The organism is Allobosea sp. LjRoot90 (assembly GCF_964254315.1).
GTDB lineage: Bacteria > Pseudomonadota > Alphaproteobacteria > Rhizobiales > Beijerinckiaceae > Allobosea.
The window spans coordinates 24,651-51,060 of record NZ_CAXUTF020000011.1 but is presented as its reverse complement, the minus strand read 5'-3'; the positions used below and the strand labels follow the sequence as shown (position 1 = coordinate 51,060).

At 67.6% G+C, this 26,410-nt stretch carries 24 protein-coding genes; 13 read left to right on the top strand and 11 right to left on the bottom strand.

The features are described 5' to 3' along the window. Positions 1-26 precede the first annotated feature (26 nt). The 8 genes from ACSQ3M_RS26635 to ACSQ3M_RS26600 all read right to left on the bottom strand — a co-directional run bounded on the left by ACSQ3M_RS26635 (position 27) and on the right by ACSQ3M_RS26600 (position 9,428). Positions 27-1,259, bottom strand: coding sequence for a phenylacetate--CoA ligase family protein (locus ACSQ3M_RS26635; protein ID WP_436153100.1), 1,233 nt, complete (start codon positions 1,257-1,259; stop codon positions 27-29). A gap of 7 nt (positions 1,260-1,266) precedes the next feature. After that, a complete protein-coding gene (locus tag ACSQ3M_RS26630) occupies positions 1,267-2,058 on the bottom strand; it encodes an ABC transporter ATP-binding protein (RefSeq protein WP_436153099.1) in 792 nt (263 codons plus the stop codon). 52 nt (positions 2,059-2,110) lie between these two features. Continuing rightward, complete coding sequence (locus ACSQ3M_RS26625; RefSeq protein WP_436153098.1) at positions 2,111-3,373, bottom strand: ABC transporter substrate-binding protein; 1,263 nt, start codon at positions 3,371-3,373, stop codon at positions 2,111-2,113. Between the two features lie 40 nt (positions 3,374-3,413). Continuing rightward, positions 3,414-4,487 carry a branched-chain amino acid ABC transporter permease gene (locus ACSQ3M_RS26620; protein ID WP_436153097.1) on the bottom strand — a complete coding sequence of 358 codons (1,074 nt, stop codon included), beginning with the start codon at positions 4,485-4,487 and terminating at the stop codon, positions 3,414-3,416. A 4-nt stretch (positions 4,488-4,491) separates the two neighbouring features. Next, positions 4,492-5,379 (bottom strand): branched-chain amino acid ABC transporter permease, encoded by an 888-nt coding sequence (locus ACSQ3M_RS26615; protein WP_068075224.1) that lies wholly within the window; start codon positions 5,377-5,379, stop codon positions 4,492-4,494. Next, positions 5,379-7,331 (bottom strand): AMP-dependent synthetase/ligase, encoded by a 1,953-nt coding sequence (locus tag ACSQ3M_RS26610; RefSeq protein WP_436153096.1) that lies wholly within the window; start codon positions 7,329-7,331, stop codon positions 5,379-5,381. The genes ACSQ3M_RS26615 and ACSQ3M_RS26610 overlap by 1 nt, the downstream gene beginning before the upstream one ends. Then, entirely contained in the window at positions 7,328-8,167 is an 840-nt protein-coding gene (locus tag ACSQ3M_RS26605; protein ID WP_436153095.1) for an ABC transporter ATP-binding protein, read from the bottom strand. Before ACSQ3M_RS26605 ends, ACSQ3M_RS26610 begins: the two co-directional genes overlap by 4 nt. Positions 8,168-8,465: 298 nt before the next feature. Continuing rightward, a complete protein-coding gene (locus ACSQ3M_RS26600) occupies positions 8,466-9,428 on the bottom strand; it encodes an NAD(P)H-dependent flavin oxidoreductase (protein WP_436153094.1) in 963 nt (320 codons plus the stop codon). Between the two features lie 192 nt (positions 9,429-9,620). Between ACSQ3M_RS26600 and ACSQ3M_RS26595 the strand changes: the two genes are divergently transcribed. Next, positions 9,621-10,352: a TetR/AcrR family transcriptional regulator gene (locus ACSQ3M_RS26595; protein ID WP_436153093.1), complete on the top strand. Its 732-nt coding sequence runs from the start codon at positions 9,621-9,623 to the stop codon at positions 10,350-10,352. Positions 10,353-10,354: 2 nt separating this feature from the next. Here ACSQ3M_RS26595 and ACSQ3M_RS26590 read toward each other — a convergent pair whose 3' ends face one another. Further along, positions 10,355-11,245 carry an SDR family oxidoreductase gene (locus tag ACSQ3M_RS26590; RefSeq protein WP_436153092.1) on the bottom strand — a complete coding sequence of 297 codons (891 nt, stop codon included), beginning with the start codon at positions 11,243-11,245 and terminating at the stop codon, positions 10,355-10,357. Further along, positions 11,238-12,449 carry an acyl-CoA dehydrogenase family protein gene (locus ACSQ3M_RS26585; RefSeq protein ID WP_436153091.1) on the bottom strand — a complete coding sequence of 404 codons (1,212 nt, stop codon included), beginning with the start codon at positions 12,447-12,449 and terminating at the stop codon, positions 11,238-11,240. Before ACSQ3M_RS26585 ends, ACSQ3M_RS26590 begins: the two co-directional genes overlap by 8 nt. Positions 12,450-12,695: 246 nt before the next feature. Between ACSQ3M_RS26585 and ACSQ3M_RS26580 the strand changes: the two genes are divergently transcribed. The 12 genes from ACSQ3M_RS26580 to ACSQ3M_RS26525 all read left to right on the top strand — a co-directional run bounded on the left by ACSQ3M_RS26580 (position 12,696) and on the right by ACSQ3M_RS26525 (position 25,663). Then, positions 12,696-13,478, top strand: coding sequence for an enoyl-CoA hydratase-related protein (locus ACSQ3M_RS26580; protein ID WP_436153090.1), 783 nt, complete (start codon positions 12,696-12,698; stop codon positions 13,476-13,478). Positions 13,479-13,483: 5 nt separating this feature from the next. Next, positions 13,484-15,307 (top strand): acyclic terpene utilization AtuA family protein, encoded by a 1,824-nt coding sequence (locus ACSQ3M_RS26575; RefSeq protein WP_436153089.1) that lies wholly within the window; start codon positions 13,484-13,486, stop codon positions 15,305-15,307. Then, a complete protein-coding gene (locus ACSQ3M_RS26570; RefSeq protein ID WP_436153088.1) occupies positions 15,307-16,803 on the top strand; it encodes an acetyl-CoA carboxylase biotin carboxylase subunit in 1,497 nt (498 codons plus the stop codon). Before ACSQ3M_RS26575 ends, ACSQ3M_RS26570 begins: the two co-directional genes overlap by 1 nt. A gap of 2 nt (positions 16,804-16,805) precedes the next feature. Beyond that, on the top strand, positions 16,806-17,306 hold the full coding sequence (locus tag ACSQ3M_RS26565) for a biotin/lipoyl-containing protein (protein WP_436153087.1): 501 nt from the start codon (positions 16,806-16,808) through the stop codon (positions 17,304-17,306). Positions 17,307-17,310: 4 nt separating this feature from the next. After that, the gene (locus ACSQ3M_RS26560) at positions 17,311-18,918 is read left to right on the top strand and encodes an acyl-CoA carboxylase subunit beta (protein WP_436153086.1); all 1,608 of its coding nucleotides are present in this window, start codon (positions 17,311-17,313) and stop codon (positions 18,916-18,918) included. A 5-nt stretch (positions 18,919-18,923) separates the two neighbouring features. Further along, positions 18,924-19,532 (top strand): 2-hydroxychromene-2-carboxylate isomerase, encoded by a 609-nt coding sequence (locus tag ACSQ3M_RS26555; RefSeq protein ID WP_436153085.1) that lies wholly within the window; start codon positions 18,924-18,926, stop codon positions 19,530-19,532. 13 nt (positions 19,533-19,545) lie between these two features. After that, positions 19,546-20,229: a transglutaminase-like domain-containing protein gene (locus ACSQ3M_RS26550; protein ID WP_436153084.1), complete on the top strand. Its 684-nt coding sequence runs from the start codon at positions 19,546-19,548 to the stop codon at positions 20,227-20,229. Between the two features lie 268 nt (positions 20,230-20,497). After that, complete coding sequence (locus ACSQ3M_RS26545; RefSeq protein ID WP_436153083.1) at positions 20,498-22,216, top strand: Na/Pi cotransporter family protein; 1,719 nt, start codon at positions 20,498-20,500, stop codon at positions 22,214-22,216. Positions 22,217-22,299: 83 nt separating this feature from the next. Then, the gene (locus tag ACSQ3M_RS26540) at positions 22,300-23,235 is read left to right on the top strand and encodes a LysR family transcriptional regulator (RefSeq protein WP_436153082.1); all 936 of its coding nucleotides are present in this window, start codon (positions 22,300-22,302) and stop codon (positions 23,233-23,235) included. Positions 23,236-23,379: 144 nt separating this feature from the next. Beyond that, positions 23,380-24,090 (top strand): SDR family NAD(P)-dependent oxidoreductase, encoded by a 711-nt coding sequence (locus ACSQ3M_RS26535; RefSeq protein ID WP_436153081.1) that lies wholly within the window; start codon positions 23,380-23,382, stop codon positions 24,088-24,090. A gap of 28 nt (positions 24,091-24,118) precedes the next feature. Beyond that, positions 24,119-24,349 carry a tautomerase family protein gene (locus tag ACSQ3M_RS26530; protein WP_436153080.1) on the top strand — a complete coding sequence of 77 codons (231 nt, stop codon included), beginning with the start codon at positions 24,119-24,121 and terminating at the stop codon, positions 24,347-24,349. A 255-nt stretch (positions 24,350-24,604) separates the two neighbouring features. Continuing rightward, on the top strand, positions 24,605-25,663 hold the full coding sequence (locus ACSQ3M_RS26525) for an NAD(P)H-dependent flavin oxidoreductase (RefSeq protein ID WP_436153079.1): 1,059 nt from the start codon (positions 24,605-24,607) through the stop codon (positions 25,661-25,663). Here ACSQ3M_RS26525 and ACSQ3M_RS26520 read toward each other — a convergent pair. Continuing rightward, the gene (locus tag ACSQ3M_RS26520) at positions 25,649-26,341 is read right to left on the bottom strand and encodes a DUF2161 domain-containing phosphodiesterase (RefSeq protein ID WP_436153078.1); all 693 of its coding nucleotides are present in this window, start codon (positions 26,339-26,341) and stop codon (positions 25,649-25,651) included. The genes ACSQ3M_RS26525 and ACSQ3M_RS26520 overlap by 15 nt on opposite strands. Positions 26,342-26,410 lie beyond the last annotated feature (69 nt).

Sequence of the window (26,410 nt, the reverse complement as noted above, 5' to 3'; positions counted from 1 at the left end):
CATCTCCATCCGTCACCGCAAGCATCTCAGCTCGGCGACCGTGTGTCGTCGATCACCTTGCCGTCGTTCGGCAACGCTCCCGGCGCCATCAGCTCGACGGCGCTGCTCAGCTTGAAGACCTCGCGCACGGAGGCCTTCAGCGCGTCGGCTAACTCCGAACTCGGCATGGCGACCTCGGCCTTGAAGTACATGGCATCGGTCACGCCGGCGCGCGTCACCACCAACCGGCAGCGGCCGAGTTCGGGATGCCGGGCGGCCACCGCCGCGACCTGCTCGGGCCGGACGAACATGCCCTTTACCTTGGCCGACTGGTCGGCCCGGCCGAGCCAGCCGCGAATGCGCTGGTTGGTACGTCCACAAGGCGAGCGTCCCGGCAGCGTCGCGGTGAGATCGCCGACGGCGAAGCGGATCAGCGGCTTTTTGGGATCGAGGATGGTCACCGCGATCTCGCCAACCTCGCCTTCCGCCACCGGCTGGCCGGTACCGGGCCGCAGGATCTCGACGATGATGTCCTCGTTGAGGACGAGACCTTCGCGGGCCGGCGTCTCATAGGCGATGATGCCGCATTCGGCGGTGGCATAGCACTGATAGGCGTCGATGCCGCGCTCGCGGAACTCGGCTTGCAGCGAGGGCGGGAAGGCCGCACCGGAAACCACCGCCCGCTTCAGCGAAGAAAGATCGCGCCCGCGCGCCGCGCCGAGATCAAGCAGGATCTTCAGGAAATCCGGCACGCCGGCATAGAGCGTCGGCCGGTAGGCCTCGATCAGGTCGAGCTGGGCGTCGCTGTTGCCCGGCCCGGCCGGGATCACGGCGCAGCCGAGCACGCGCGCCCCGGCATCGAAGCACCAGGCGCCGGGCGTCAGGTGATAGGAGAAGGTGTTGAGGACGATGTCACGCCAGCCGGCGCCTGCAGCCGCAAGTGCGCGGGCGACGCGCCAGGGATCGTCGTCATGGCCCTCGGGCTCGAAGATCGGCCCCGGCGACATCATCAGCCGGCGATAATCACTCGGCCGGCCCGGCAGCAGCCCGCCGAAAGGCAGCTTGAGGCGCTGGGTCGCCGGCAGATCGGATTTGCGCAACACCGGCAGACGGGCAAGCGCCGCCCGGTCGGTGATCGCCTCGGGATCGACGCCGCGCAGGTGCCGGCCCCAGGCTGGCAGCCGCTTCGCCGCTGCGATCACCTGTGGCAGCCGTCTGAACAGATCGGCCTCACGGCGTGCGGGTGCGCGCGTCTCCAGGCGGTCGTAATGCTTGCCCATAGCGCCCTCAAGCGAGCCAGCGCTTGCGGCGCCGGTAGTGCTTGACCGCGTGATAGTCGACCTTCTGGTGGCCGCCGAGATAGGCGTCGGCGACATCAGGATTGGCGCTCAGCACGTCGGCTTCGCCGCTCATCAGGATGCGGCCGTTCTCGATCAGATAGCCGTACTGGGCGATCTCCAGCGCCGCCGTGGCATTCTGCTCGACCAGCAACACGGCGACGCCGTCGCGCTCGTTGACGTTGCGGATGATGTCGAAGATCTCGTCGACGAGGAAAGGCGCGAGACCGAGACTCGGCTCGTCGAGCATCAGGAGACGCGGTTCGGTCATCAAGGCGCGGGCGATCGCCAGCATCTGCTGCTCGCCGCCGGAGAGGTAGCCGGCTTCGGCCTTGGCCCGCTCGGCAAGGCGCGGGAAGGTCTCGAACATCCGGTCGATCAGCGCCGTGACATGACCGCGCTCGCGATGCATGGTCGCGGCGGCGATCAGGTTCTCCTTCGGCGTCAGATGGCCGAAGACGCGGCGCCCTTCCAGCACATGGACGATGCCGAGGCGCACGCGGTCGGGCGGATCGACCGACAGGATCGAGCGACCATCGAAGCTGACCTCGCCGCGGCTGACCTCGCCGCGCTCGGGCTTGAGCAGGCCCGAGATCGCCTTCAGCACCGTGCTCTTGCCGGCGCCGTTGGCGCCTAGCACGGCGACGAGCCCCTTCTCGGGCACCTCGATCGAGACGCCGCGCACCGCGAGGAAGACCCGATCGTAGACGATCTCGATATTGTTCAGCGCCAGCAGCGTCATTGGCCCGATCCGAAAAGGGGCGGCGCGGAGGGCCCGCGCCGCCCTGGCCCCGTCATTTCCCGGACTTCTTGAACTCTTCCGAGTTCTTGCGGATCTCCTCCCAGACCACGTCCTGGTTGGCGGAGAACCAGTCGGTGATCGGCAAGAATTTGGCGCCGTCCCAGCGCGCGATCCGGCCCATACCGCCGCCCTGGTGGTCGTCCTTGGTGATCGTGGTCGGCGGCAGTAGGCCCTCGGCGGTGAAGTTCGTGATCGAGCGCAGGCCCTCGTTGAGCCAGGGGCCGGTGACCGGGCCGTTCGGCGCCTTCTCGGCCGCCTTGCGCACGCCCTCGACCATCAGCGTCGCCATCTGGACGCCGTAGTTGTAGTAGCCCGTGCCGACCTTGTTCTCGGGGCCGGCGCCTTTGCCCTTGCCGACGACGTCGGCGAGGATGTCCTTGATCACTTTGGGCTCGCGACCGCCGACGCAGGGCTCGACCTTCATCACGCCCTTGGCCGCCTCGCGCCCGACCACGTCCATGTCGGATTCCGAGAGCCAAACGCTGCCCGAGACCCGGTCCATCGGCAGGCCGTTGCGGATCGCCTCGGTCAGCGCGACGGTCTGGCCGACGCCGGCGCCCCAGAAGATCACGAAATCGGGCCTGGCGCGGCGCACCTGCGGCCAGATCGCCGACTGGTCGTTGCCCGGCGGCGTATAGGGGAAGGCGGCGAGCTCGTAGCCTTCCTTCTTGGCGAGCACGTTGAGGATCGGCAGCGGCTCCTTGCCGAAAGGCGTGTCGATATGGACGAAGACGATCTTCTTGCCCTTGAGGCTGCCCTTCTCGGTCTTCTTGAACTGCTCGATGATCAGGCCGACCTGGGTCCAGTAATTGATCGAGAGCGGCAGGACATAGGGGAAGGCGCTGCCATCGGCCGCGTCGCTGCGGCCGGAATAGGCGGTGATCATGTTGATCTTGTCTTCGAGCGCGCGGGGCACCAGAGCCCGAGCCACCGGCGTCGAGAGCGGGTCGATCAGCACGGCTCCTTCGCGCTTGCCGCGCTCATAGGCCTCGATGGCGCGCGGCAGGTCGTTGGCGTGGTCGGTGATGTCAGCGACGATCTTGTAGCCGCCGACGCCGCCGCGATCATTGACCAAAGTGAAGTAGTCGCGCTGACCCTGGTTATATTCCGAGGTGACGAAGGTGTAGATCCGGGTGAAGTCCTGCGGCAGCGTGAAGCGGACGATCTTCTCCTGGGCGAAGACCTGAACCGGCAGGGCGAGCGGCGCGGCCAGCGCAGCCGAGCCGGCTATGAAAGAACGGCGATCGAGCGACATCCTGTTTCCTCCAGCCCTGTCGTTGTTCAAAAAGGCACCGTCACCGCTGGGCATGGCGGAACGGCCAGACGAGCAAGTAGTTGCGGAAATTGGCGTAGATCTTGGCGAGGCCGAGCGGCTCGTAGAGCAGGAAGCCGATTACCAGCGCGCCATAGGCCATCAGCGGCAGATGGGCGCGCAGGTCGATCGGCAGCGACAGGCCGAACGTGCCGGCGGCGGCGCCGAGCAGGTTGTTGAGCAAGATCGGCGCGAACAGGATCAGCGCCGTGCCGAAGAAGGGGCCGAGCACGCTGCCGAGGCCGCCGACGATGATCATCGCCAGGATCTGGATCGAGAGCTCGATGTGGAACTGGTCCGGCGAGATCGCCCTAAGATAGGTCACGGCCAGCACCGAGCCCACGACGCCGCCGATGAAGGACGAGACCCAGAAGGCGAGCAGCTTGTAGCGGAACGTCGAGATGCCGAGGATCTGCGCGGCGTAGTCCTTCTCGCGCAGCGCCGCCAGCGCCCGGCCGAAGCTGGTCCGCCTGACGTTCAGCATGAAGAGCGTGATGACAAAGCAGACGCCGAGCGCGAGATAATAGGTCGGTACCTCGCCCTGCAGCGGAATGCCGAGGAAGCGCACCGGCGGCACCTGCAGCGTCGCGAGCGAGCCGCCGCTGATCGCCGACGAATGCGAGATGACGAAGTCGACGACGTACTGCATGGCGAGCGTCGCCATGGCGAGGTAGATACCCTTCATGCGCAGGGCTGCGCCGCCGAACATCGTGCCGATGGTCGCGCTGAGCAGGCCGCCGGCGATCATCGCGAGCTCGAGCGGCACGCCGAGACGCACCAGATGCACCGAGCCATAGGCGCCGATGCCCATCACCGCGCCGTAGCCGAGATGGATCTGGCCGGACCAGCCCATCAGCAGGTTGAGGCCGAGGGCCGCCGAGGTCCAGATCAGCCAGGGCAGCAGATAGCCGGAGACATAGAGCCGGTCGAACAGGAAGGGCGCCGCCAGCAGGACGGCGAGGACCGCGATGATCAGGCCGCGGTCGAAGCCAAGCGGAAAGAGCTGGCGTTCGTCCTGATAGTGCGTGTGGCGGATGCCGGCGCGACGATAGAACACGGCGTCAGACCCTCTCGATATGGTGGCGGCCGAACAGGCCGTGCGGCTTGAGCAGGAGCGTCACCAGGATGATCACGGCGGCGACGACGTCGCGCGAGCCGCCGCCGACCAGCGGATCGAGCACGCCGGTGGCGAGGCTCTCGGCCACACCGACGATGACGCCGGCGATCAGCACGCCGGGGATCGAGTCGAGCCCGCCGAGGATCGCGATGGCGAGCGCCTTGATCAGCAGCAGCGAGAGCGACCAGTCGACGCCCTGCGTGCTGCCCCAGAGCACGCCGGCGGCGGTGGCGGAGACGGCGGCGAGCCCCCAGGCGACCGCGATCGCGCGCTCGACCCTGATACCGACCGACCAGGAGGCAGTCTGGTCGTCGGCGACAGCCCGCATCACCACGCCGAAGCGCGAATTGAAGAAGAACAGCGAGAGCAGGATCAGCAGTAGCGAGATCGAGCCACCGATCATCGTGGAGCGGTTGAGCAGGAGTTCGCCGACGAAGAGCGGCTGCTGCGGCATGCCGATGTCGAGGCGCTTCACCGCCGCGCCGAAGACACCGGGAAGGATGCCGCGCAGCATAATCTCGACGCCGAGCGTCAGCATGATCGTCATGATCACCGGCTGGCCGATCATCCGGCGCAGCGCGATGCGCTCCATCAGCAGGCCGAAGCCGAACATGATGACGAGCGCAGCCGGGATCGCCAGCCAGATCGGCAACCCGACCAGCGTGGCGAGCGCCCAGGTGACGTAGCCGCCGGTCATGGCGATCGCACCCTGGGCGAGATTGGCGGTGCCGGAGGTCTTGTAGATCAGCACGATGCCGAGCGAGACCAGCGCGTACATCAGGCCGACGAAGACGCCGTTGGTCGAGAGTTCCGCGAGCAGGATCCAGTCCATCAGGCGACGACCTCACTGATCCTGAGCGTCCGCCGGATCACGCCGCGCTCCCCGTTTTCATAGGAGATGACGGCCTCGAACATCGTCTCGTCGAGCCCGCCATAGAGCGCCGCGATCAGCGAGGCGTAGGTGGTCTCGATGGTGTTGCGGCGCAGCTTGCGGGTGCGGGTGATCTCGCCGTCATCAGCGTCGAAGTCCTTGTGCAGGTTGACAAAGCGGCGGATGCGCAGGCCGTCGGGCTGGGTGCCATTGACGTGCCTGACCACCTGGCCGATCAGCCCCTGCACCTCGACTCCTTGCGAGAGCTCGGCATAGGAGGTGTAGGAGATGCCGCGCTCCTCGGCCCAATGGCCGACCGCGTCGAAATCGATGCAGATGATCGCGGTGAGGATATCGCGCCCGGCGCCGATCACCGCGACATTGCGGATATAGGGGCTGAACTTCAGCCGGTTCTCGATGAAGTTCGGGATGTAGCGCTCGCCCGAGGCGGTGCGCACGACTTCGCTGACGCGGCCGAGCACGACGAGCTGGCCGTCCTCGTCGATCCGCCCGGCATCGCCGGTGTGCAGCCAGCCATCGACCAGCGCCTTGGCGCTGCTCTCGGGGTCGTCATAGTAGCCGTCGACCACCGAGGTGGAGCGCACCAGGATCTCGCCGCTCTCGTCGATGCGGATCTCGCTGCCCTCCATCGGCCGGCCGACCGTGTGGAGCTTGACCTGCCCTTCGGTCTGCGCCGCCGTCAGTGCGCAGGTCTCGGTCTGGCCGTAGAACTGCTTCAGCTTGATGCCGAGCGCCCGGAAGAACAGGAAGGTGTCCTCGCCGAGCGCCTCGCCGCCGGTGAAGGCGCGCTCAGCGCGTCCCAATCCGAGATGATCGCGCAGCGGCGCATAGACCAGGACGTTGCCGACCGTGTCGAGCAGCTTCTCCTTCAGCGTCAGCGTGCCGCCGGCAAGACGCTTGCGCTCGTAGGCGACGGCGCGCTCCATCGTCGTCTCGAACAGCCAGCGCTTGAACGGCGTCGAGTTCTTCATGCCGACCTGGACGCGGGTCAGCATCTGGTCCCAGGCGCGCGGCGCGGCGAGATAGAAGGTCGGCGAGACCTCGCGCAGGTCGCGCATCACCGTCTCCTGGCGCTCCGGGATGTTGATCGTCGCCGCCATCATCATGCCGGCGCCCAGAGTGAAGACGAAGTCGCCGACCCAGGCTGTCGGCAGATAGGCGTAGAGCTCCTCGTGCTGGTGGAAATAGCCGCTGCGGCCGGCATTGAGCAGGCCGCCGGTGACGTTGCGATGGCGCAGCGGGATGCCCTTGGGCAGGCCGGTGGTGCCGGAAGAGTGCAGCAGCACGGAGATGTCGTCGGCCTGCGGCGCCTGGACGAAGCGAGCGAGGAGCTCCGGCTCGCGAGCCAATCGCTCGCGCCCCTTCGCCACCAGCGCATCGAGCGACATCAGCCCGGGTACGTCGTAGCTGTCGAGCCCGCGCTCGTCGTCGTAGAGGATGGTCGCGACGCGCCCGGTCGCGGCCCGGAGTTCAAGCAGCTTGTCGACCTGCTCCTGATCCTCGGCGACGCCGACGGGCGGCGTCCCGTGCAGGGTCGCGGCGATCAGCTCTTCCAGCGGCACATCCGGGAAGACCGGCGACGGGAAGGCCCGCAGCATGTTGGCGGCGAGCATGGCGTAATAGAGCCGCGGCCGGTTGTCGCCGATCACCGTCATCGCGGCGCCGGCAACTAGCCCGGCCTCTTCCAGCCCGGCGGCCATGGCGGCGATCTCGTCGAAGACCTCGCGCCAGTTCTGCTCCTGCCAGATGCCGTAGCGGCGCTCACGGAAGGCGACGCGATCGCCGAATTCGGCGGCGTTGCGGGCGAGCGCAGCGATCAAGGTCGCGGGCGTGCCATCCGCCGCGACGGGCCAACGCCCGCTTTCACGGTTAATGCCGAGCGCCGCCATCATGCCGCGCTCCCCGCCTGGTGGCGCTTGGCGGCGCGCTCGCCGAGATAGGCGCTGACCACGCTCGGATGCGAGATCGCAGCCTGCGGCTCGCCCTCCGAGATCACCTCGCCATAGCTCAGCACGACAACGCGGTCGCAGATCGAGGTGACCACGTCCATGTGGTGCTCGATGATCAGGATGGTGACGCCGCGCGCCTCCTGCGCATCGAGGATGAAGCGGGCGATGTATTCCTTCTCCTCCTGGTTCATCCCGGCCATCGGCTCGTCCAGGATCAGGAGACGCGGCTCGGCGACCAGCGCCCGCGCCAGCTCGACACGCTTCTGCAGGCCAAGCGGGATGACCTCGACCGGCTCGTCGCGAATGTCCTGGAGCTGCATGAACTCGATGACTTCTTCGACGACCCGGCGATGGGCCAGCTCCTCCCGCTCCGCCCACCACCAGTAGAACAGGGCCCCGAGCGCGCTCGGCTTCATGTGGGTGTGGCGGCCGATCAGGATGTTGTCGAGAACGCTCATGCCCTTGAACAGAGCGAGGTTCTGGAAGGTGCGGGCGACGCCGCGGGCGGCGATGCGATGCGGCTTCAGCGCGGTGATGTCCTCGCCGAACAGCGTCACCTGCCCGGCATTGGGTGGGTAGAAGCCGGTGATCACGTTGACCATCGTGGTCTTGCCCGAGCCGTTCGGGCCGACCAGGCCGAGAATCTCGCCCTTGCGGACGTCGAGAGACACGCCCTTCAGCGCACGCAGGCCGCCGAAGCTGCGCTCGATCCCGGTACAGGAGAGCGCAACGGGAGCGTCGGCCACACTCGCCAGAGGATGATATTGAGCGTCATTCATCCGAAGCGCCCGCCATCCGGACGCTGCAGCCGACGATCGCTGCCACAGCATTTGCGGGTATCCGGCGCACGCGCGGCACCGCCGGATGAACGGCGTCTTCTCCCACGATGTCCTCCCCGGCTGCGCTGGTTTGTTGTCTGTGTAAGCGTCAGCTCGATGCAGCTAATGAATACAATTCATCTTGTACTGTCAACTCTCCCGAGGCCTGCGCCAGCGCCATCGGCAGCTGCGATTTTTCGCACCGACCGGCCCGGCAACGCACCATCGCGAGCCCGGATGAGCGGCCAATGAACCAGGCTCAGCCGACCGCCTCGACAGCAGCCCGGCATGACAGACGCGAGGCGCCGGCCAGGGCCGTCTCGTACTCATCGGCCAGCCGCCGGCAGAGCTCGCCTGCATCGGGCAAATCACGGATCGCGCCGACGCCCTGCCCTGCCGCCCAGATGTCGCGCCAGGCCTTGGCCTCCGCCGTACCGAAATCATAGCTCGCGGGCTTACTGAGATCGTCGGGATCGCGCCCAGCCGCGACGATACTCGGGCGCAGGAAATTGCCGTGCACGCCGCTGATCGCCGGGGTGTAGACGATGTCGGCAACGGACGCGTCGAGCAGCATGCCCCGCAGCGCCTCCGGCGCCATGCTTTCCCGCGTCGCCATGAAACGGGTGCCGAGATAGGCCATGTCGGCACCCGCCATCATGGCGGCGGCGACCTGCGCGCCGTTGCTCAGCGCCCCGCCGAGCACGAGCGTGCCGTCGAAGATGCGCCGGATATCGGCCAGCGCCGCGAAGGGATTGAGCGGCCCGGCATGCCCGCCGGCGCCGGCCGAGACGGCGATCAGCCCGTCGACGCCGGCGTCGGCCGCCTTGGCCGCAAAAGCGAGCGTCGTTACGTCGTGGAAGACGAGACCGCCATAGCCCTGCACCGCCTTGATCAGATCGCGATTGAGGCCGAGCGAGGTGATAACCAGCGGCACCTTGCGATCGACGACGACGGCAAGATCGGCATCGAGCCGCGGATTGCTGCGGTGGACGACCAGATTGACGCCAAACGGCGCTGCGTCACGCTCGCCGTCGAGCTTTCCGGCGATCTCGTCGAGCCAGTCGGCGAAGCCTGCCGTCGTGCGCTGGTTGAGCGCCGGAAAGCTGCCGACAACGCCATTGCGGCAGCAGGAAACGACAAGGTCCGGCCCCGAGATCAGGAACATCGGCGCGGCGATGACGGGAACGCGCAGGCGTCCGGCGAAAGCGGCAGGCAACGGCATGATCCCTCCCCTATGGAACCCGCGCGACTCCGCGCGGGCGTCCGCCCTGCAAAGCGCGACTTGCGGCCACGCTCTTGCCTGGAATGCGCCGATGATGAATGATATTTATTAGTGCCGCCGTCCCGCCCGGACGCTCCGGCAGCCGGAAAGCGACCGCAGCGCTCCCGCGCTTCGTGTCAGCAAGGATCATCGATGGCACCCCGCAGCGCCCTGAAGCGACAGGTCAACCGGCTCCCGCCCGAGCGCCGCATCTCCGACATCATGGCCGCGGCCAAGGAGGTCTTCGCCGAGAAGGGCTACAACGACGCGCTGATCACCGACATCGCGCTGCGCGCCGGCGTGGTCGAGGGCAGCATCTACCGCTTCTTCGCCAACAAGCGCGAACTTTTGGTCAAGGTCGTCGAGCACTGGTTCGAGGAGCTGCTGCAGGAGGATGCCGAGCAGTTCGCCGCGGTGCGTGGCAGCTGGAACCAGATCCGCTTCCTCGTCTACAACCACCTCACCTCGATCCGCCGCGATCCGGCGCTGTCGCGATTGATGTTCCAGGAAATTCGTCCGGCTCCGGACTATCGCGGCTCGCATTTGTTCGAGCTCAACCGCGCCTACACCCATCGCCTCGTCGACGTGGTCAAGGCCGGCATCGCCTCGGGCGAATTGCGGCCCGACACTTCGCCGAGCCTGGTGCGCGACCTGGTCTTCGGCTGCATCGAGCACCGGACCTGGGCCTTCCTGCGCGGCGAGGGCGATTACGACCCGGCCGAGACGGCAGAGGCGATCACCAATCTGGTCTATCGCGGTGTGGCGCTCGACCAGCCGGCCTCGCCGATGGAGAGCGTGGTCGCCCGGCTGGAGACGGCGACGGCGCGGCTCGAAGCCGCGGCCGGGATCGCCCCGGCGAAGCCCAATTCCCCCGGACCGCGCTGAGCTCACGCTCCGCCCTGCTCACTGCCCGGCCCATCGAAGAAATCCGGGCGCGGGATCGTCCAGGTCTCGCCCCAGAGCTGCGCCCCGCCGGCGACGTTGAGCACCTCGCCGGTGACATAAGCAGCGGCCGGGCCGCAGAGATAGGCGCAGGCCTCGGCGACCTCCCAGGTCGTCGCAGTGCGCATCATCGGGTTGGAGCGTGGATAGGCCTTGACCACCTGCGGATCGTAGACCCGCCAGCCGGGCGTCTCGATCGCGCCCGGCGCGATGCAGTTCACCCGGATGTCGAGCGGCGCCCATTCCACCGCCAGCGCCTGGGTCAGCCCGATTACGCCGGCGCGCGCCGCGATCGTATGCGCGACGCCGTGGAGCCCCTGCCGCGTCACCACCACGATCGAGACGATGCTGCCCGCCCGTTTCGCGTCGCGCCAGCGCCGGGCGGCCTCCTGCATCATGTACCAGGTGCCGTTGAGATTGGTGTCGACGACGGCGTTCCAGCCCTTGGTCGAGAAGTCGATCGCCGCCTGCGGGAACTGGCCGCCGGCGCTGTTGACGAGGATGTCGATGCCGCCGAACTCGCTGGCGATCCAGTCGTGCAGCGCGGTGATCGTCGCGGGATCGCGGACATTCACCGGCTTGCCCGCCGCCTTCAGCCCGGCGGCGCGCATCGCCTCCGTTGCCGTCTCCAGCTTGCCCTCGTCGCGCCCGGCGATGATCACCTGCGCGCCGAGCCGGCCAAGCAGCCAGGCGGTGGCGCGGCCGATGCCGCCGGCGCCGCCGGAGATCAGCACGGTGCGCCCCGCGAAGGCGTCCGGCGCATAGACCGTCGGCAACCGGGCGAGGTCGGCGTCGTCCAGCCCGAGTTCGCGGGGCTCGGGGGCTGCGTCAGCCATGGCGCTCCATCCCCTTCAGCAATTCGCCGGCGATGATCATCTTGCGAACTTCGGTGGTGCCGGCGCCGATCTCGAGCAGCTTGGTGCTGCGGAAGAGCCGGTTAATCTCCGATTCCCAGATATAGCCGGCGCCGCCATGGACCTGCACGGCCTTGTCGAGCACATCGTGGCAGGCCTGCGCCGCATACATCACCGAGGCCGCGGTCAAGCGGTGGATGTCGCCGCGCCCGCCGCCGCCGACTTCGAGCGGGGCCGCCTCGGCCAGCGTGCGATAGCTGAAGCTGCGCATGGTCTCGACCAGCACATACATCTCGGCCAGCATCGACTGGACCATCTGGAACGAGCCGATCGGCTTGCCGAACTGCTTGCGCGTCTTGGCGTAGTCGATCGAGAGCTCGAGTGCCCGCTCGGAAATGCCGAGGCAGAGCGGCGAGATCATCGCGCGTTCGAGGTCGAGCCCGCTCATCACGATGGCGACGCCCTGGTTCTCCCCGCCGACCAAGTTGGCGGCCGGGACGCGGCAATCCTCGAAGAGCAGCTCGCCGGTCTGGCTGCCGCGATAGCCCATCTTGGTCAGCTTCTGCGCCACCTTGAAACCGGGGAAATCCTTCTCGACGATGAAGGCGGAGATGCCGTGCGCGCCGCGCTCCTTGTCGGTCTTGGCATAGACCAGGAGCACGTCGGCGACAGGACCGTTGGTGATGAAGATCTTGCTGCCGTTGAGGATGTAATGGTCGCCGTCGCGGCGCGCGGTAGTCCGCATCGAGCCGAGCGCGTCCGAGCCCGCCCCCGGCTCGGTCAGACCGAGTGCGCCGAGCGTTTTCCCCGAGCAGAGGTCCGGCAGGTATTTGCGACGCTGCTCCTCATTGCCGTTGCGGTAGATGTTGTTGGCGCAGAGGTTGTCATGCGCGACGACCGAGAGCGCCATGGCGTGGTTCCAGCGGCTGAAACCCTGCAGGACGAGCCCGGCCTGAAGCAGGTCGAGCCCCGCTCCGCCATATTGCTCAGGGATCGTCGCGCCGAGGAAGCCGCTCTCGCCGATCTTGCGGAAGCCCTCCTCCGGCCACCACTCCTCATTGTCCATGCGCTGCGACAGGGGATAAAGCTCGGCGCGGGCATAGCGGTCGGCACCGTCGAGAATCGCGGTCTGCTCCTCGTCGAGGCCGAAGGCATTGGCGCGGTTGCTACCGTTCACGGCATTCACGTCGATCTCCTCCCTCGCCCCCACGCAGCGTGCAGGCAGCGAGCCATTCGGCTCGATTGATCTTATTGAGCGCATTTCATCAGCGGCGGCAACGACTGTCAACGCAGGCCCATGCGGTAAAATCGAACAATCCGCTTGCGTGCCATTCGGCGTAGTTTGACCAATGGATGGCTATTGACACAGCAAATGAATTGAAATCATTTACTGCACAAAGGCCCCCTCAGTGAGCCGCGCAGGGATGGAACCGTGAGCGAAGAGGTCATCACCCGACGCGAGGGCGCGGCACTGGTCGTCGCGATCAATCGCGAGGGCCGCCGCAATGCCCTGAATGAGGCGGTTGCCGAGGGAATCGTCGCTGGACTCGACCAGGCAGAGGGCGATCCCGCGGTCCGCGCCGTGATCCTGACCGGCGCCGGCGACAAGGCCTTCTGCGCCGGCGGCGACCTCAAGCCCAATGCGGACGGAACGCCCTTCACCATCGAGGCCGCCGATCCCCGCCACTACGTCGCTGGCCTGCTGCGCCGGATGGACGCCTGCCGGCTGCCGCTGGTGGCACGGGTCAACGGCCATGCGCTGGCCGGCGGTCTCGGCCTGATCTGCGCCTGCGATCTGGTGGTGGCGCGAGACGACGCCCTGCTGGGGGTGACCGAGGTCAAGGTCGGGCTCTTCCCGATGATGATCCTGCCCTATCTGATGCGGGTCCTGCCCTATCGCCGGCTGATGGAGCTTTGCCTCACAGGCGAGACCATCAGGGCCGGTGATCCGGAAGCCGGCCCGATCGTCAACTACGCCGTGCCGGCGGACGAGCTCGACGCGAAGACGGACTGGCTGGTCGGGCGCCTCGTCGACAAGTCGCCGACCGGCATCCGGCTGGGCAAGCAGAGCCTCGCCAAGATCCGCGAGATGTCGACCGATACGGCGCTCGAATACGCCCAGTTCATGCTGGCCAACATGGCCCGCACCGAGGATGCGCGCGAAGGCTTCGCCGCCTTCGCCGAGAAGCGCCCGCCGGCCTGGACCGGGCGGTGAGCGCCATGCGCGAGAGCATCCGCATCGGCTGCGGCGCCGGCTTCTGGGGCGACAGCCCGGAGGGGCCGCGTCAGCTCGTCCAGCAGGGCGGCATCGACTATCTCGTGCTCGACTATCTGGCCGAGATCACCATGTCGATCCTCGCCCGGATGAAGGCGAAGAACCCGGCGCTCGGCTATGCCACCGACTTCGTCTCGCTGGTGATGAAGCCGCTCGCGCGCGAGATCGCGGAGAAGCGCATCCGCGTCGTCACCAATGCCGGCGGCGTCAATCCGGAAGCCTGCCGCGACGCCCTGCTTGCCGCTTTCAAGGAGGCCGGCGTCGACCTCAAGGTCGCGATCGTCACCGGCGACGACCTCTCGGGCGAGGCCGAGCGCCTGCGCGCGTCCGGCGTCACCGAGATGTTCTCCGGCGCGCCCTTTCCCGAGCGGACCGCCAGCATCAACGCCTATCTCGGCGCCTTCCCGATCGCGGCGGCGCTCGCAGCGGGCGCCGATGTCGTGGTGACCGGGCGCTGCGTCGACTCCGCCGTCGTGCTCGGGCCGCTGATCCATGAATTCGGCTGGACCGCCGAGGATTACGACCGGCTCTCGGCCGGGAGCCTCGCCGGCCACATCCTCGAATGTGGCGCGCAGGCGACCGGCGGCATCGTCACCGACTGGCGCGATGTCGCCGGCGATTGGGCCGATATGGGCTTCCCCTTCGCCGATTGCCGCGCCGATGGCAGCTTCGAGATCGGCAAGCCGGAGGGCACCGGCGGCCGGATCAGCCCGGCCACCATCGCCGAGCAGGTCGTCTACGAGGTCGGCGACCCCGCCGCCTACATGCTGCCGGACGTCTGCTGCGACTGGTCGCAGGTGAAGCTCGAGGCGTCAGGCCCTGATCGCGTCCGGGTCTCCGGCGCGCGCGGGCGGGCGCCGTCCGCGAGCTACAAGGTCAGCGCTACCTATCCCGACGGCTATCGTTGCGCGACGACGATGATGATCGTCGGCGATGACGCGGCTGAGCGCGCCGAGGCAGTCGCCAAGGCGATCCTCGCCCGCTGCGGCCGGCTGATCCGCGAGGCCGGCTTTCCCGATTTCGCCGAAACATCGGTCGAAACGCTCGGCGCCGAGGCGAGCTATGGCCACCAGAGCCGGGCGCGGGCGACGCGCGAGGTCGTGCTCAAGATCGGCGTGCGCCATCCGTCCAAGGAAGCGCTGCAGATCTTCGGCCGTGAGATCTACCCCGCCGCGACCGCGATGGCGCAGAGCCTGACCGGCTTCGCCGGCGGCCGGCCCGAGCCGCAGCTGGTGATCCGGCTGTTCTCCTTCCTGATCGACAAGGCCGAACTGCATCCGACCGTGAGCCTCGGCGAGACGAGCCTGCCGGTGCCGGCGCATATCCCGTCGGCGGCGGCCACCAACGCGCCCTCGCCTCTTACCGCGGACGCCCCAGAAATCGCGACCGGCGAGACGGCCAACGTGCCGCTCATTGCCCTCGCCTTCGGCCGCAGCGGCGACAAGGGCGACATCGCCAATATCGGCGTGATCGCGCGCGATGCCGCCTTCCTGCCCTGGCTGCGCCGTGCACTCACCCCGGAGGCGGTCGGCCGGCACTTTGCCCATCATGTCGAGGGCAAGGTCGAGCGCTTCGACTGGCCGGGCTTAAGCGGCTTCAACCTCGTCATGCACCGGGCGCTGGGCGGCGGCGGCATCGCCTCGCTGCGCCATGATCCGCAGGGCAAGGCGATGGCGCAGGTGCTGATGAGCCTGCCGGTGCCGGTGCCGACTGCCTGGCTCGCGCCGGGCGGCCCCCTTCACGGCCTCAAGATCACAGGCGACGCATGATGACGGCTCCGGACGACAACCCGCCGTTCCGCAAGGTCCTGATCGCCAATCGCGGCGAGATCGCCTGCCGGATCATCCGGACCTTGCGCGAGATGGGCATCGCTTCGGTCGCGATCCATCACCCGGTCGAGGCCCGCGCCCGGCATGTGCGCGAGGCCGACGAGGCGGTCGAAATCTCGGGCGAGACGCCGGTCGCGGCTCATCTCGACATCGCCCAGATCGTCGACGCCGCCCGCGCTGTCGGCGCTGATGCGATCCATCCGGGTTATGGCTTCCTCTCCGAGAATGCCCGCTTCGCCCGCGCCGTCGCCGAGGCCGGGCTCACCTTCATCGGACCCGACGCCGACACGATCGCGCTGATGGGCGACAAGATCTCGGCGCGCCAGTTCGCGGCCGAGCACGGCGTGCCGGTGGCGCCCTCGGTGATGCCGACCGAGGATCTCGCCGAGTTCACCCGCCGGGCGGTCGAAATCGGCTTCCCGCTCCTGATCAAGGCGGCGGCGGGCGGCGGCGGCAAGGGCATGAGCATCGTGCGCTCGGCCGAGGAGCTGGAAGGCGCCGCCCGCCTCGCAGCGAGCGAGGCCCAGCGCTATTTCGGCGACGGGCGCGTCTATGCCGAGGTCTTCGTCGAGCGCCCCCGCCATATCGAGGTGCAGGTCTTCGGCGACGGCAAGGGCGGCGCCATCCATCTGTTCGAGCGCGAATGCTCGGTGCAGCGCCGCTTCCAGAAGATCATCGAGGAGGCGCCGGCCACGAATCTGTCGCCCGCACTGCGCGACGAGATCTGCGCCTCGGCGGTCAGGCTTGCAGCCGCCTCGAACTACCGCAATGCCGGCACGGTCGAATACATTCTCGGCGCGGACGGGCGCTTCTTCTTCCTGGAGATGAACACCCGGCTGCAGGTCGAGCATCCCGTCACCGAGATGATCACCGGGCTCGACCTCGTCAGGCTGCAGATCGAGATCGCCGCCGGACGCGACCTGCCGTTCACACAAGGTTCCGTCGCCGCTAATGGCCACGCGATCGAATGCCGGATCTGCGCCGAGGACCCAGAGCGCGACTTCCTACCGGAGACCGGCACGATCCTGCATCTTGGCGTGCCGCAAGCTCCGTACCTGCGCTTCGAGAACGCGCTCGACCGCGGCCAGCGCGTCACCGCCGATTTCGACCCGATGCTGGCCAAGCTCGTCGTCCATGGGCCAAACCGCGCCATAGCAACAGAGCGCGCTACTACGGCGCTGCACGATCTCACTCTGCTCGGGATCAAGACCAATATCGACTATCTCGCCCGTGTGCTCGGCCACCCTGCCTTCGCCGCCGGCGAATTGCACACCGGCTTCGTCGTCCAGCACAAGGCGGCACTCGCCGCCGCCGAGCCTGATGAAGCGACACGCGACACCGTGCTGATCGCCGCCGCGCTCGGCCTGCGCGACTTCCGCGATCTCGTCCTCGGCGTGCCCGAACCGCATGCCTCGATCGGGCATTGGAGGAACTGACGATGGTCCTCAAGCTCGATCTCGACGGCACAGTCCATCACGTCACCATCCTGGCGCGCCGGCCGCGGCTCGTGCTCTCGATCGACGGCCGCCGGCATGTCGTCGAAGGCCTCGACGAAGCGGGCGATGGCAGCCGCGCGCTGACGCTCGATGGCGCGCCGCTCGCCTTTGCCCGTGCCGGCAGTGCCGATGGCGTCATCGTCCGGCTGGATGGGCGCAGCTTTGCGCTGCGCCGGCGCGATGCCGCGGCGGACGCCTCCGCCGCCGGCGGCGGCGCGAACGTGGTGCGCGCGCCGATGCCCGGTACGGTCATCGTGGTCCACAAGCGCGTCGGCGACAGCGTCCAGCGTGGCGAGACCATCGTCACGATCGAAAGCATGAAGCTGCAGATGAAACTCGATGCGCCGCGTGACGGCGAGATCGCCGAGATCGCGGCGCGCGAGGGCGAAGGCTTCGACAAGGACGCCGTACTCGCCCGTCTCGCGGCACCGGCGGAAGGCTGAACCGATGTCCAGACTGCAATCGTCGATCAACACCGCCTCCGCCGATTTCCGTCGCAACGAGGCCCATAACCGCGGCCTCGTCGCTGAATTCAGGGCGAAGCAGGAGGCGGCGCGTCATAGCCGGCCGCAGCGCGATCTCGACCGGCTCGCCCGCCAGCAGAAGATGCCGCAGCGCAAGCGCATCGAGATGCTGCTCGATCCCGGCACACCCTTCCTGGAGCTGTCCTCGCTCGCCGCCAACATGGCCTATGGCGGGGAATCGCCCTCGGCCAGCTCGATCGTCGGCATCGGCATGGTTTCCGGCCGCGAGGTGATGATCCGCGCCGACGACCCGACCGTGAAGGGCGGCGCCTGGTATCCGCTGACGGTCAAGAAGATCGTCCGCGCCCTCGATATCGCCATGGAGAACCGGCTGCCGGTCGTGCATCTCTGCGATTCAGCCGGCGGCTTCCTCCAGCTCCAGTCGGAGCTGTTTCCGGATCGCTACATGGGTGGGCGGATCTTCCGCAACCAGTCCATGCTCTCGAAGATGGGCGTGAAGCAGCTCGCCTTGGTCTTCGGACATTGCACAGCCGGCGGCGCCTATATCCCCGGCCTCTCCGATTACAGCGTCATCGTGCGCGGCACCGGCGCGGTCTTCCTCGGCGGGCCGCCTCTGGTGAAGGCGGCGACGGGCGAGGACGTCACGGTCGAGGAACTGGGTGGCGCGGAGATGCACACCAGCGTCTCCGGCACCTGCGACTACCCGGCCGACAGCGAGGAGCACGCCATCGAGATCGGCCGCGAGATCGTCTCGCAATGGGACCGGCTGCCGCGCTGGGAGGCGCAGCGCGAAGCGCCCGAGGAACCGTTCTACGATCCCGCCGAAATCTACGGGATCGTGCCCGACGACATCAAGAAGGCCTTCGACATGCGCGAGATCATCGCCCGCATCGTCGATGGCAGCCGCTTCCATGAATACAAGCCGAACTATGGCACAACGCTCATCTGCGGCTTTGCCAACATCTGGGGCTTCAAGGTCGGAATCCTCGCCAATAACGGCGTGCTCTTCAACGATTCCTCGATCAAAGGCGCGCACTTCATCGAGCTCTGCAACCAGAACAACACGCCGCTGGTCTTCCTGCAGAACATCACCGGCTACATGGTCGGGCGCGAATACGAGCGCCGCGGCATCACCAAGGACGGCGCCAAGATGATCATGGCGCAGAGCTGCTCGCGGGTGCCGAAGTTCACGGTGATGTGCAACGGCTCTTTCGGCGCCGGCAATTACGGCATGTGCGGGCGTGCCTTCGATGGGCGCTTCCTGTTCTCCTGGCCGAACCACCAGATCGGCGTGATGGGCGGCGACCAGGCGGCGAACACGCTGGCCGAGGTCAAGGCCAACCAGATGAAGCGCAATGGCGGCTCGGTCGACAAAGGCGAGATCGACAAGCTCTGGGACGAGACGCGCAAGGCCTATCAGGAGCAGCTCTCGGCCTATTACTCGACCTCCGAACTCTGGGACGACGGCATCATCGACCCGCTCGACACCCGCAACGCTTTGGGCGTGGCGATCTCGGCCTCGCTCAATGCCCCGCTCGGCCCGCCCGGCTACGGCGTCTTCAGGTTCTGAACGTCATGCCGGGAGCACTCCGCCTCTATCTCGATTTCGCCTCGCCCTATTCCTACTTCGCGCTCGGCTCGCTGGCGCGACTGGCTGAGGAACACGGCCGGGCGCTGGAGCTCAGGCCGATCCTGCTCTGGGCTGTGTTCAAGCAGCAGGGCGTCGTCAATCCGCTGGAGACGCCGGCGCGGCGGCGCTACTTCCTCGAGGACGTGACCCGCTCAGCCGCGTTCTTCGGCTTGCCGTTCCGAGTTCCCGAGCCGCTGCAGATCTCAGCTCATCTCGCCGGTCGGCTGTTCCATGCCTGGACGGCGGCACGGCCGCAGGACGGGCTGCAGCTGGCGAGCGAGATCTTCGAGGCCTTCTTCGCCCGGGGCGAAGACATCGCCGACCCGGCCGTGCTCACCGCCCTGCCCTGTCTTGCCGGCGAGACTCCCGAGACAATCCGCGCCATGATCGATGGGGCGGAGGGCCGCCAGCGCCTCAGCGAGGCAGTGGATGAGGCCAACGCAGCAGGCGTGACCGGCGTGCCGTTCGTGACGCAGGACGGCGAGAGCTTCTTCGGCGCCGACCGCTTGCCGCAGATCGCCTGGCGGCTGCAGCATCCGCGCAGTGTGGCATAGACAGGAGGGTGCGATGAGCGACGACAGGCTCGCCGGGGCGCTCAAGGCCACGCCCTTCATCGACGCCAACGCGCCGGCGATCCGCGCCTTCGTCGACCGGCATGCCGGCACCGGTCCCGATCGCTACCGCGCCGTGCGACTCTACTATGCCGTCCGCGACGCAATCCCCTATGACCTGCGCTATTTCGGGATCGAGCGCGACATCTTCGTCGCCTCGCGCTGCCTGGAGGCGAAGGGCTCGTTCTGCGTGCCCAAGGCGGTGACGCTCGCCGCGGTTTGCCGCGCCGCCGGCATCCCGTCACGGGTCGGCTTTGCCGATGTGCGCAACCATCTGGCCTCGCCGCGCATCCTCGAACTGATGGGCAGCGACGTCTTCCGTTGGCATGCCTATACGCTGCTCCATCTCGAAGGCCGCTGGGTCAAGGCGACGCCGGCTTTCGACCTCGCCTTCTGCGCCCGCTTCGGCGTCGAACCGCTCGATTTCGACGGCAGCACGGATTCGATCTTCCAACCCTTCGACGCGGAAGGGCGCAAGCACATGGACTATGTGCTCGACCGCGGCGATCATGACGAGATGCCGTTCGAGGCCTTCCGCGACGCGATGCAGGAGGCCTATCCGCGCCTGATCACAGCGATGGCGGCCGAGCGCGCGGCCCTTGCGAGTAAACCCCAGCCGAAACCTGCTCCGGCCGTGTAGTCGTCACTGCCGCGCAGGCCGTGACCTCAATTCTTCCACACTGACCAGATACCAAGATGACTTCGCCAGCGTTGCCGTGGATCACCACGGCCGCTAGCTGGTGCGCTTTTGGGCGTGCGACGACCGTTTTCCACCCCTCATCCGGCCGGAACGCGAGCGAGAGTAGTAGGCCATTTCCGCCGTCGATTTTATAAGACGGCTAACGATTTTGACGGCATAATCCGCCGCTTCATTCCTCGATTCCCGCCGAAGGAGCGCCCTCCCCACGATGAACGCCGCCGATAGCACCACCGCCATCCTGATCCATCTTGCCGGCGCGGTGGCGCTGCTGATCTGGGCAGTCCGGCTGGTGCGAACCGGCGCGACCCGGGCGTTCGGATCATCGCTGCGGCAGGCGATCGCGCGCTTCACCGGCAACCGCGTCTCGGCGATGGCGAGCGGGGCGGTGGTGACGCTGATCCTGCAGAGCTCGACGGCGACGACGCTACTGCTCTCGTCCTTCGCCGGCCAGGCGCTGATCGGCCTGCCCATGGCCTTCGCCGTGCTGCTCGGCGCCAATGTCGGCACGGCGCTCGCCGCCTTCCTGGTCTCGTTCGAGCTCGGCTGGATCTGGGGCGCCTGCCTCGCCATCGGCGTGACGCTCTACCTCGCCAACGAGGCGATGAACCGCGCCCGCAATATCGGCCGCCTGATCGTCGGCATCGGGCTGATCCTGCTCTCGCTGTCCGAGCTCAAGACCGCCTCCGCGCCGCTGGCGCAGTCGCCGGTCTTCCGCACGGTGTTCGAGGCGCTGGCCAGCGAGCCCCTGCTCGCCATCGCGCTCACCGTTGCGGCGACCTGGCTGACCCATTCGAGCCTCGCCATCGTCCTGCTGATCGCCTCGTTCTGGGCGGGCGGGCTGTTCCCGGCACCGACGGCGCTGATCCTGATCGTCGGCGCCAATCTCGGCAATGCGCTGGTGCCGGTGATTGACCAGCTCGGCGCACCGGTCGCGCAGCGCCGCGTCGCGCTCGCCAACCTGCTGACGCGCATGATCATCGCGCTCGTCGTCATTCCCTTCGCCAAGCCGCTCGCCGCCTGGTTCTCGCAGCTGTCGCACGATCCCTCGCGCCTGGCAGTCGAAATCCATCTGGCGCTCAATATCGTCGGCGCCCTCGCCTTCCTGCCCTTCACCGGCTCGATCGCCGCGCTGGTCACGCGCCTGACCCCGGCCGCGCCCGAAGCGGAAAAGCGCACGCAGCCGCTCTATCTCGACCCCAGCCTGCTCGACAGCCCGCCGGAAGCCCTCGCCAGCGCAATGCGCGAGACGCTGCATCTTGGCGATCGCGTCAGCGCCATGCTGAAGGACCTGCTGATCCTGCTGGAGCAGGACAAGCTCGCGCTCTCCCGCGAGATCGCCGCGGCTGATGATGGCGTCGACACGATCCACGAGGCGATCAAGCTCTATCTCGTCCAGCTCTCGCGCCGCCCACTCTGCGAGGAGGACAGCCGGCGCCTGTTCGAGATCATCACGGCGACCACCAATCTCGAGCATATCGGCGACATCATCGACAAGAACCTGCGGGAGCTCGCGGAAAAGAAGATCCGCAAGCGCTACCGCTTCTCCGAAGAAGGCCTCGCCGAGATCCGCGACTTCCACGCCCGCGTCAGCCACAGCCTGCAGCTTTCGCTCAACGTGCTCGCCTCGCGCGACATCACTCTTGCCCGTCAGCTCTTCGACGAGAAGAGCGCGATGCGCGTCGCCGAGCGCATGGCGACCGAGAAGCATTACGAGCGCCTGCGCAGTGGCGTGACCGAGTCGCTCGAGACCTCCTCGATCCATCTCGACGTGCTGCGCGACCTGAAGCGCATCCACGGCCACATCACCTCGATCGCCTATCCGATCCTGGAAGCCGCCGACGAGCTCAGCGAGACCAGGCTGCGCAAGGCCGAGGAACAGCCGGCCAACGAGCGCTACGGCCTCGCTTTGCCGCATAAGCCAGCCTGACACGGCACGGCCTGGGCCGGCGCCATGTGCGCTTGACAGCCTGCCGGATTGACCGAGCTTAAGGTCCGAGGCTCGGGGGCATCATGGATCGCATCGACGCGATGAAAGTGTTCGTCGCCGCACTGGACGAGGGCAGCCTCGCCGGGGCGGGACGCCTGCTTGGCCGCTCGCCGGCCGCGGTGAGCCGGGCTGTCGCCTTCCTCGAACAGCAAGCCGGTGCTCCCTTGTTGCATCGTACGACCCGCTCGATCCGGCTGAGCGAGACCGGCGAGCGCTATGCCGCCGCCTGCCGCCGCGTCCTCGCCGACCTGCAAGAGCTCGATGCGGTCGGCGCCGGCGAACAAGCAACCCCGCGCGGCACCCTGACCATCACGGCGCCGCCGATCAGTGGCGAGGAAATCCTTCGGCCGATCGTCGATGCCTTCATCGAGGCCTTTCCGGCCGTCTCGGTCAACCTCGTCCTGCTCTCGCGTGGCGCCAACCTGGTCGAGGAAGGCATCGACATCGCCCTGCGTATTCTCGAACTGCCGGATTCGGCGATGACGGCCATCCGCATCGGCGGCGAGGTCCGGCCGGTGATCGTGGCCTCGCCGCGTTATCTCAGCCAGCACCCGCGCATCGACGAGCCGGGCGACCTCGCCAAGCACAGCATCATCGCCTGCACCGATTTCGGGCGCGATGCCTGGGTCTTCCCGCCCGTGAAGGGCGGTTCCGTGTCCCGCTCCGTCCAGTTCAAGCCGCGGTTGACCGTCAACAGCGTCAGGGCGGCATTGGGGGCTGCGGTCGGCGGGCTCGGCGTCACGCGGCTGTTCACCTATCATGTCGCCGAACGCGTGCAGGACGGTTCGCTCGAGCTCCTGCTGCGGGATGCCGAGCCGCCGCCCCGCCCCGTCAACCTGGTCATGCCGCAGGGCCGCTCGAACGTCCCCAAGGTCCGGGCCTTCCTCGACTTCGCCGTGCCGCGCTTGCGCGCCGACTTCGCGCGGCTCTCGGCCGAGTCGGGCGTGATGCGCTCCTGAACCGTCCATTCTTCCGCGCTACGAAGGAATGACTGCCGAACAGCGGGCATTCAGCCGAAACGCGAAACACTCCAGATTCCTCGTCATCGGGCCCTGGGCCGGGCAGCGGCACATCCGCTCGCTGCCGAAGCAACGAGGATCATCATGAGCAACGAACGGAAGGTCGCGATCGTCACCGGCGCCTCGCAGGGCATCGGCGCGGCGCTGGTCAAGGGTTTCCGCGACCGCAATTGTCGCGTCGTGGCGACGTCGCGCTCGATCACGCAGGGCAGCGATCCGGACATTCTGGCGGTTCCCGGCGACATCGCCGATCCGGCGACCGCCGAGGCGATCATCCGCGAGGCGATTGCCCGCTTCGGGCGCGTCGACACGCTGGTCAACAATGCCGGCATCTTCATCGCCAAGCCCTTCACCGACTACACGGCAGAGGATTTCCAGAGAAAGATCGCGACCAATCTCGCCGGCTTCTTCCACATCACCCAGCAGGCCGTGGCCGCCATGCTGAAGCAGGGCTCAGGCCATGTCGTCAGCATCACCACCAGCCTGACCGACCACGCGGTCGCGGGCGTTCCGACCGTGCTCGCCAACCTGACCAAGGGCGGCGTCAACTCGGCGACCAAGGCGCTGGCGGTCGAATACGCCACCCAGGGCATCCGCGTGAACGCAGTCTCCCCCGGCATCATCAAGACGCCGATGCACGCGCCGCAGACGCATGAATTCCTGGCCAACCTGCACCCAGTCAAGCGCATGGGCGAGGTCCGCGACATCGTCGACGCCGTGCTTTTCCTGGAAAGCGCCGGTTTCGTCACCGGCGAGATCCTGCACGTCGACGGCGGCCAGAGCGCCGGCCACTGACCCGCAACCCACCCAGCAGGAGGTATCCATGCCGATCGTCACCATCCAGGTCACCCGCGAGGGCTCCGGCCCGGGCCGCTCCTCGGTCACGTCTGAGGAGAAGGCAAGACTCATCGCCGGCGCCAGCCAGCTCCTGCTCGACGTGCTGAACAAGCCGCTCGCGGCGACCTTCGTCGTGATCGAGGAGGTCGAGCTCGACAATTGGGGCTGGGGTGGCCTGCCCGTCCCGGAGTACCGCAAGCGGCGCGCGGCGGGCTAGTCTCGCCATCAGCGGCCTTGATCCAGGACTCGCTCAATCCTGCACTGCGGATGCGCTGACCTTCGCCTTTGAAATCGACGGGCCGCAGCGGACACTAGAGCAGGATGCGAAAAAGTGGGAACCGGTTTTTCGCATCAATCCTGCTCTAACTCTCTGATGAGAGACGGATTCAGATTTCAGTTGGAAACGCAAGGCGATTCCATCTGAAATCATCCGGCTCTAACCGCTGCCCGTCCGGCCTCGTGAGGAACGATCATGACCAGCACCGCACAAGCGCGACTGCTCGACCTGTTCGGCATCGAATTGCCGATCATCCAGGGGCCCATGGCCCTGGCGTCGACACCGGAGATGGTCATCGCCGTGAGCGAAGCCGGCGGCCTCGGCTCGCTGGCGGGCGCGCAATACAATGAGGCGGGGCTGCGAACGGCGCTCGACACCGTGCGGGCCGGCACGCGCCGGCCGATCAACCTCAACTTCTTCTGCCATACAACCCCGGCCGACGATCCGGCGCGCCAGGCCGCCTGGCTGAAGCACCTCTCCGGCTACTATGCCGAAGCCGGGCTCGATCCGGACATGCCGAAGACGCCGAGCGGCCGCACGCCCTTCGACGCTGCCCTTGCTGGTGTCGTCGAGGAGTATCGTCCCGAGGTCGTCAGCTTCCATTTCGGCCTGCCCGCGCCCGAGCTGTTCGAGCGGGTCAAGCGCACCGGCGCCAAGGTGATCGCTTCCGCCACCACGGTGGCCGAGGCGCGCTGGCTCGCCGAGCACGGTGTCGATGCGGTCATCGCCATGGGCGCCGAGGCCGGTGGCCATCGCGGCATCTTCCTGAACGACCGGATCTCGGAGCAGGTCGGCACCTTCGCTCTGGTGCCGCAGGTCGTCGACGCCGTCTCCGTCCCGGTGATCGCCGCCGGCGGCATCACGGACCGGCGCGGGGTCGAAGCTGCCTTCGCCCTCGGTGCTGCCGCCGTTCAGGCCGGCACCGCCTATCTGTTCACGCCCGAGGCGAGCATCTCGCCGATCTACCGCAAGGCGCTCGGCATGGGCGAGCGGCCGACCGCGATCACCAACCTGTTCACCGGCCGGCCGGCGCGCGGCATCGTCAACCGCGCCATGGCGGAGCTCGGCCCGCTCTCCGAGCTCGCACCGGCCTTCCCGACCGCCGGCACGGCGCTGGGGCCGCTGCGCAGCGCCGCCGAGGCGGCAGGCCGCGACGACTTCACCCTGCTCTGGGCCGGCCAAGCCTACCCGCTCGCCAAGCCGATGTCGTCGGCAGAACTGACGCGGATGCTGGCCGGGCTAGACCGCCGATAAACCGCTGCGATCGGGCTCGACTGCTGGAAAGGCCGGCTCCCACCGCTCCAGAGCGCTGCGGCCGGCCTCGGTCAGCCCGTAGACGCCACGCTCGGCCTTCTCGAACCAGCCATAGACGTTGCGGTGCAGGATCTTCTGCGCGTCGGGGCATGACGGCCTGAGGTCGCGCGGACGCCTTGGCTCGGCGCTCATCGCCGCGGCGCAAGCGAGTGCCTGCTGGCGATAGGCGGTCATGATCGGCTGGCGCGTGCTGCCGCCGGCTGCCGGATCGCCCTTGCGCCGGCGATGCTCGTCGACCAGGCGCGAGCGGGCCCGCGGGTTCTTGCGCGGCGTCGGCGCGGTCGGCGAGACCAGCACCTCGACACGGCCGGTGCTGGAGACGCCGAGCAGGCCGAAGCCGAGGCGCCGGCAGAGATCGCGATAGCGCGGATCTGACTCCCGGCCCTTGCCTCTGACCGAGAGCTGCGCCGCCAGCCAGATCTCGTCGCCGAGGCGCAGCCTGTCGACGCCCTGCAGGATGAGTTCCAGGTTGAAGGCGAGCTTGAGCTCGCCGATCACCACCACGGTGGCATCGCCCTCCCGAAGGCCGACGAGATCGCAGCGGCCGATCTCGCCCTTCACGGCATAGCCGAGCTCCTCGAGGAAGCGTTTCACCGGCGGATAGAGCAAGGTTTCCAAGCAGAATCTCCTGGCAGCTGGGCAGGAGCGTAACGCCGAGAGGTTTCCGAGAGCCGAATAGGAGGGCGG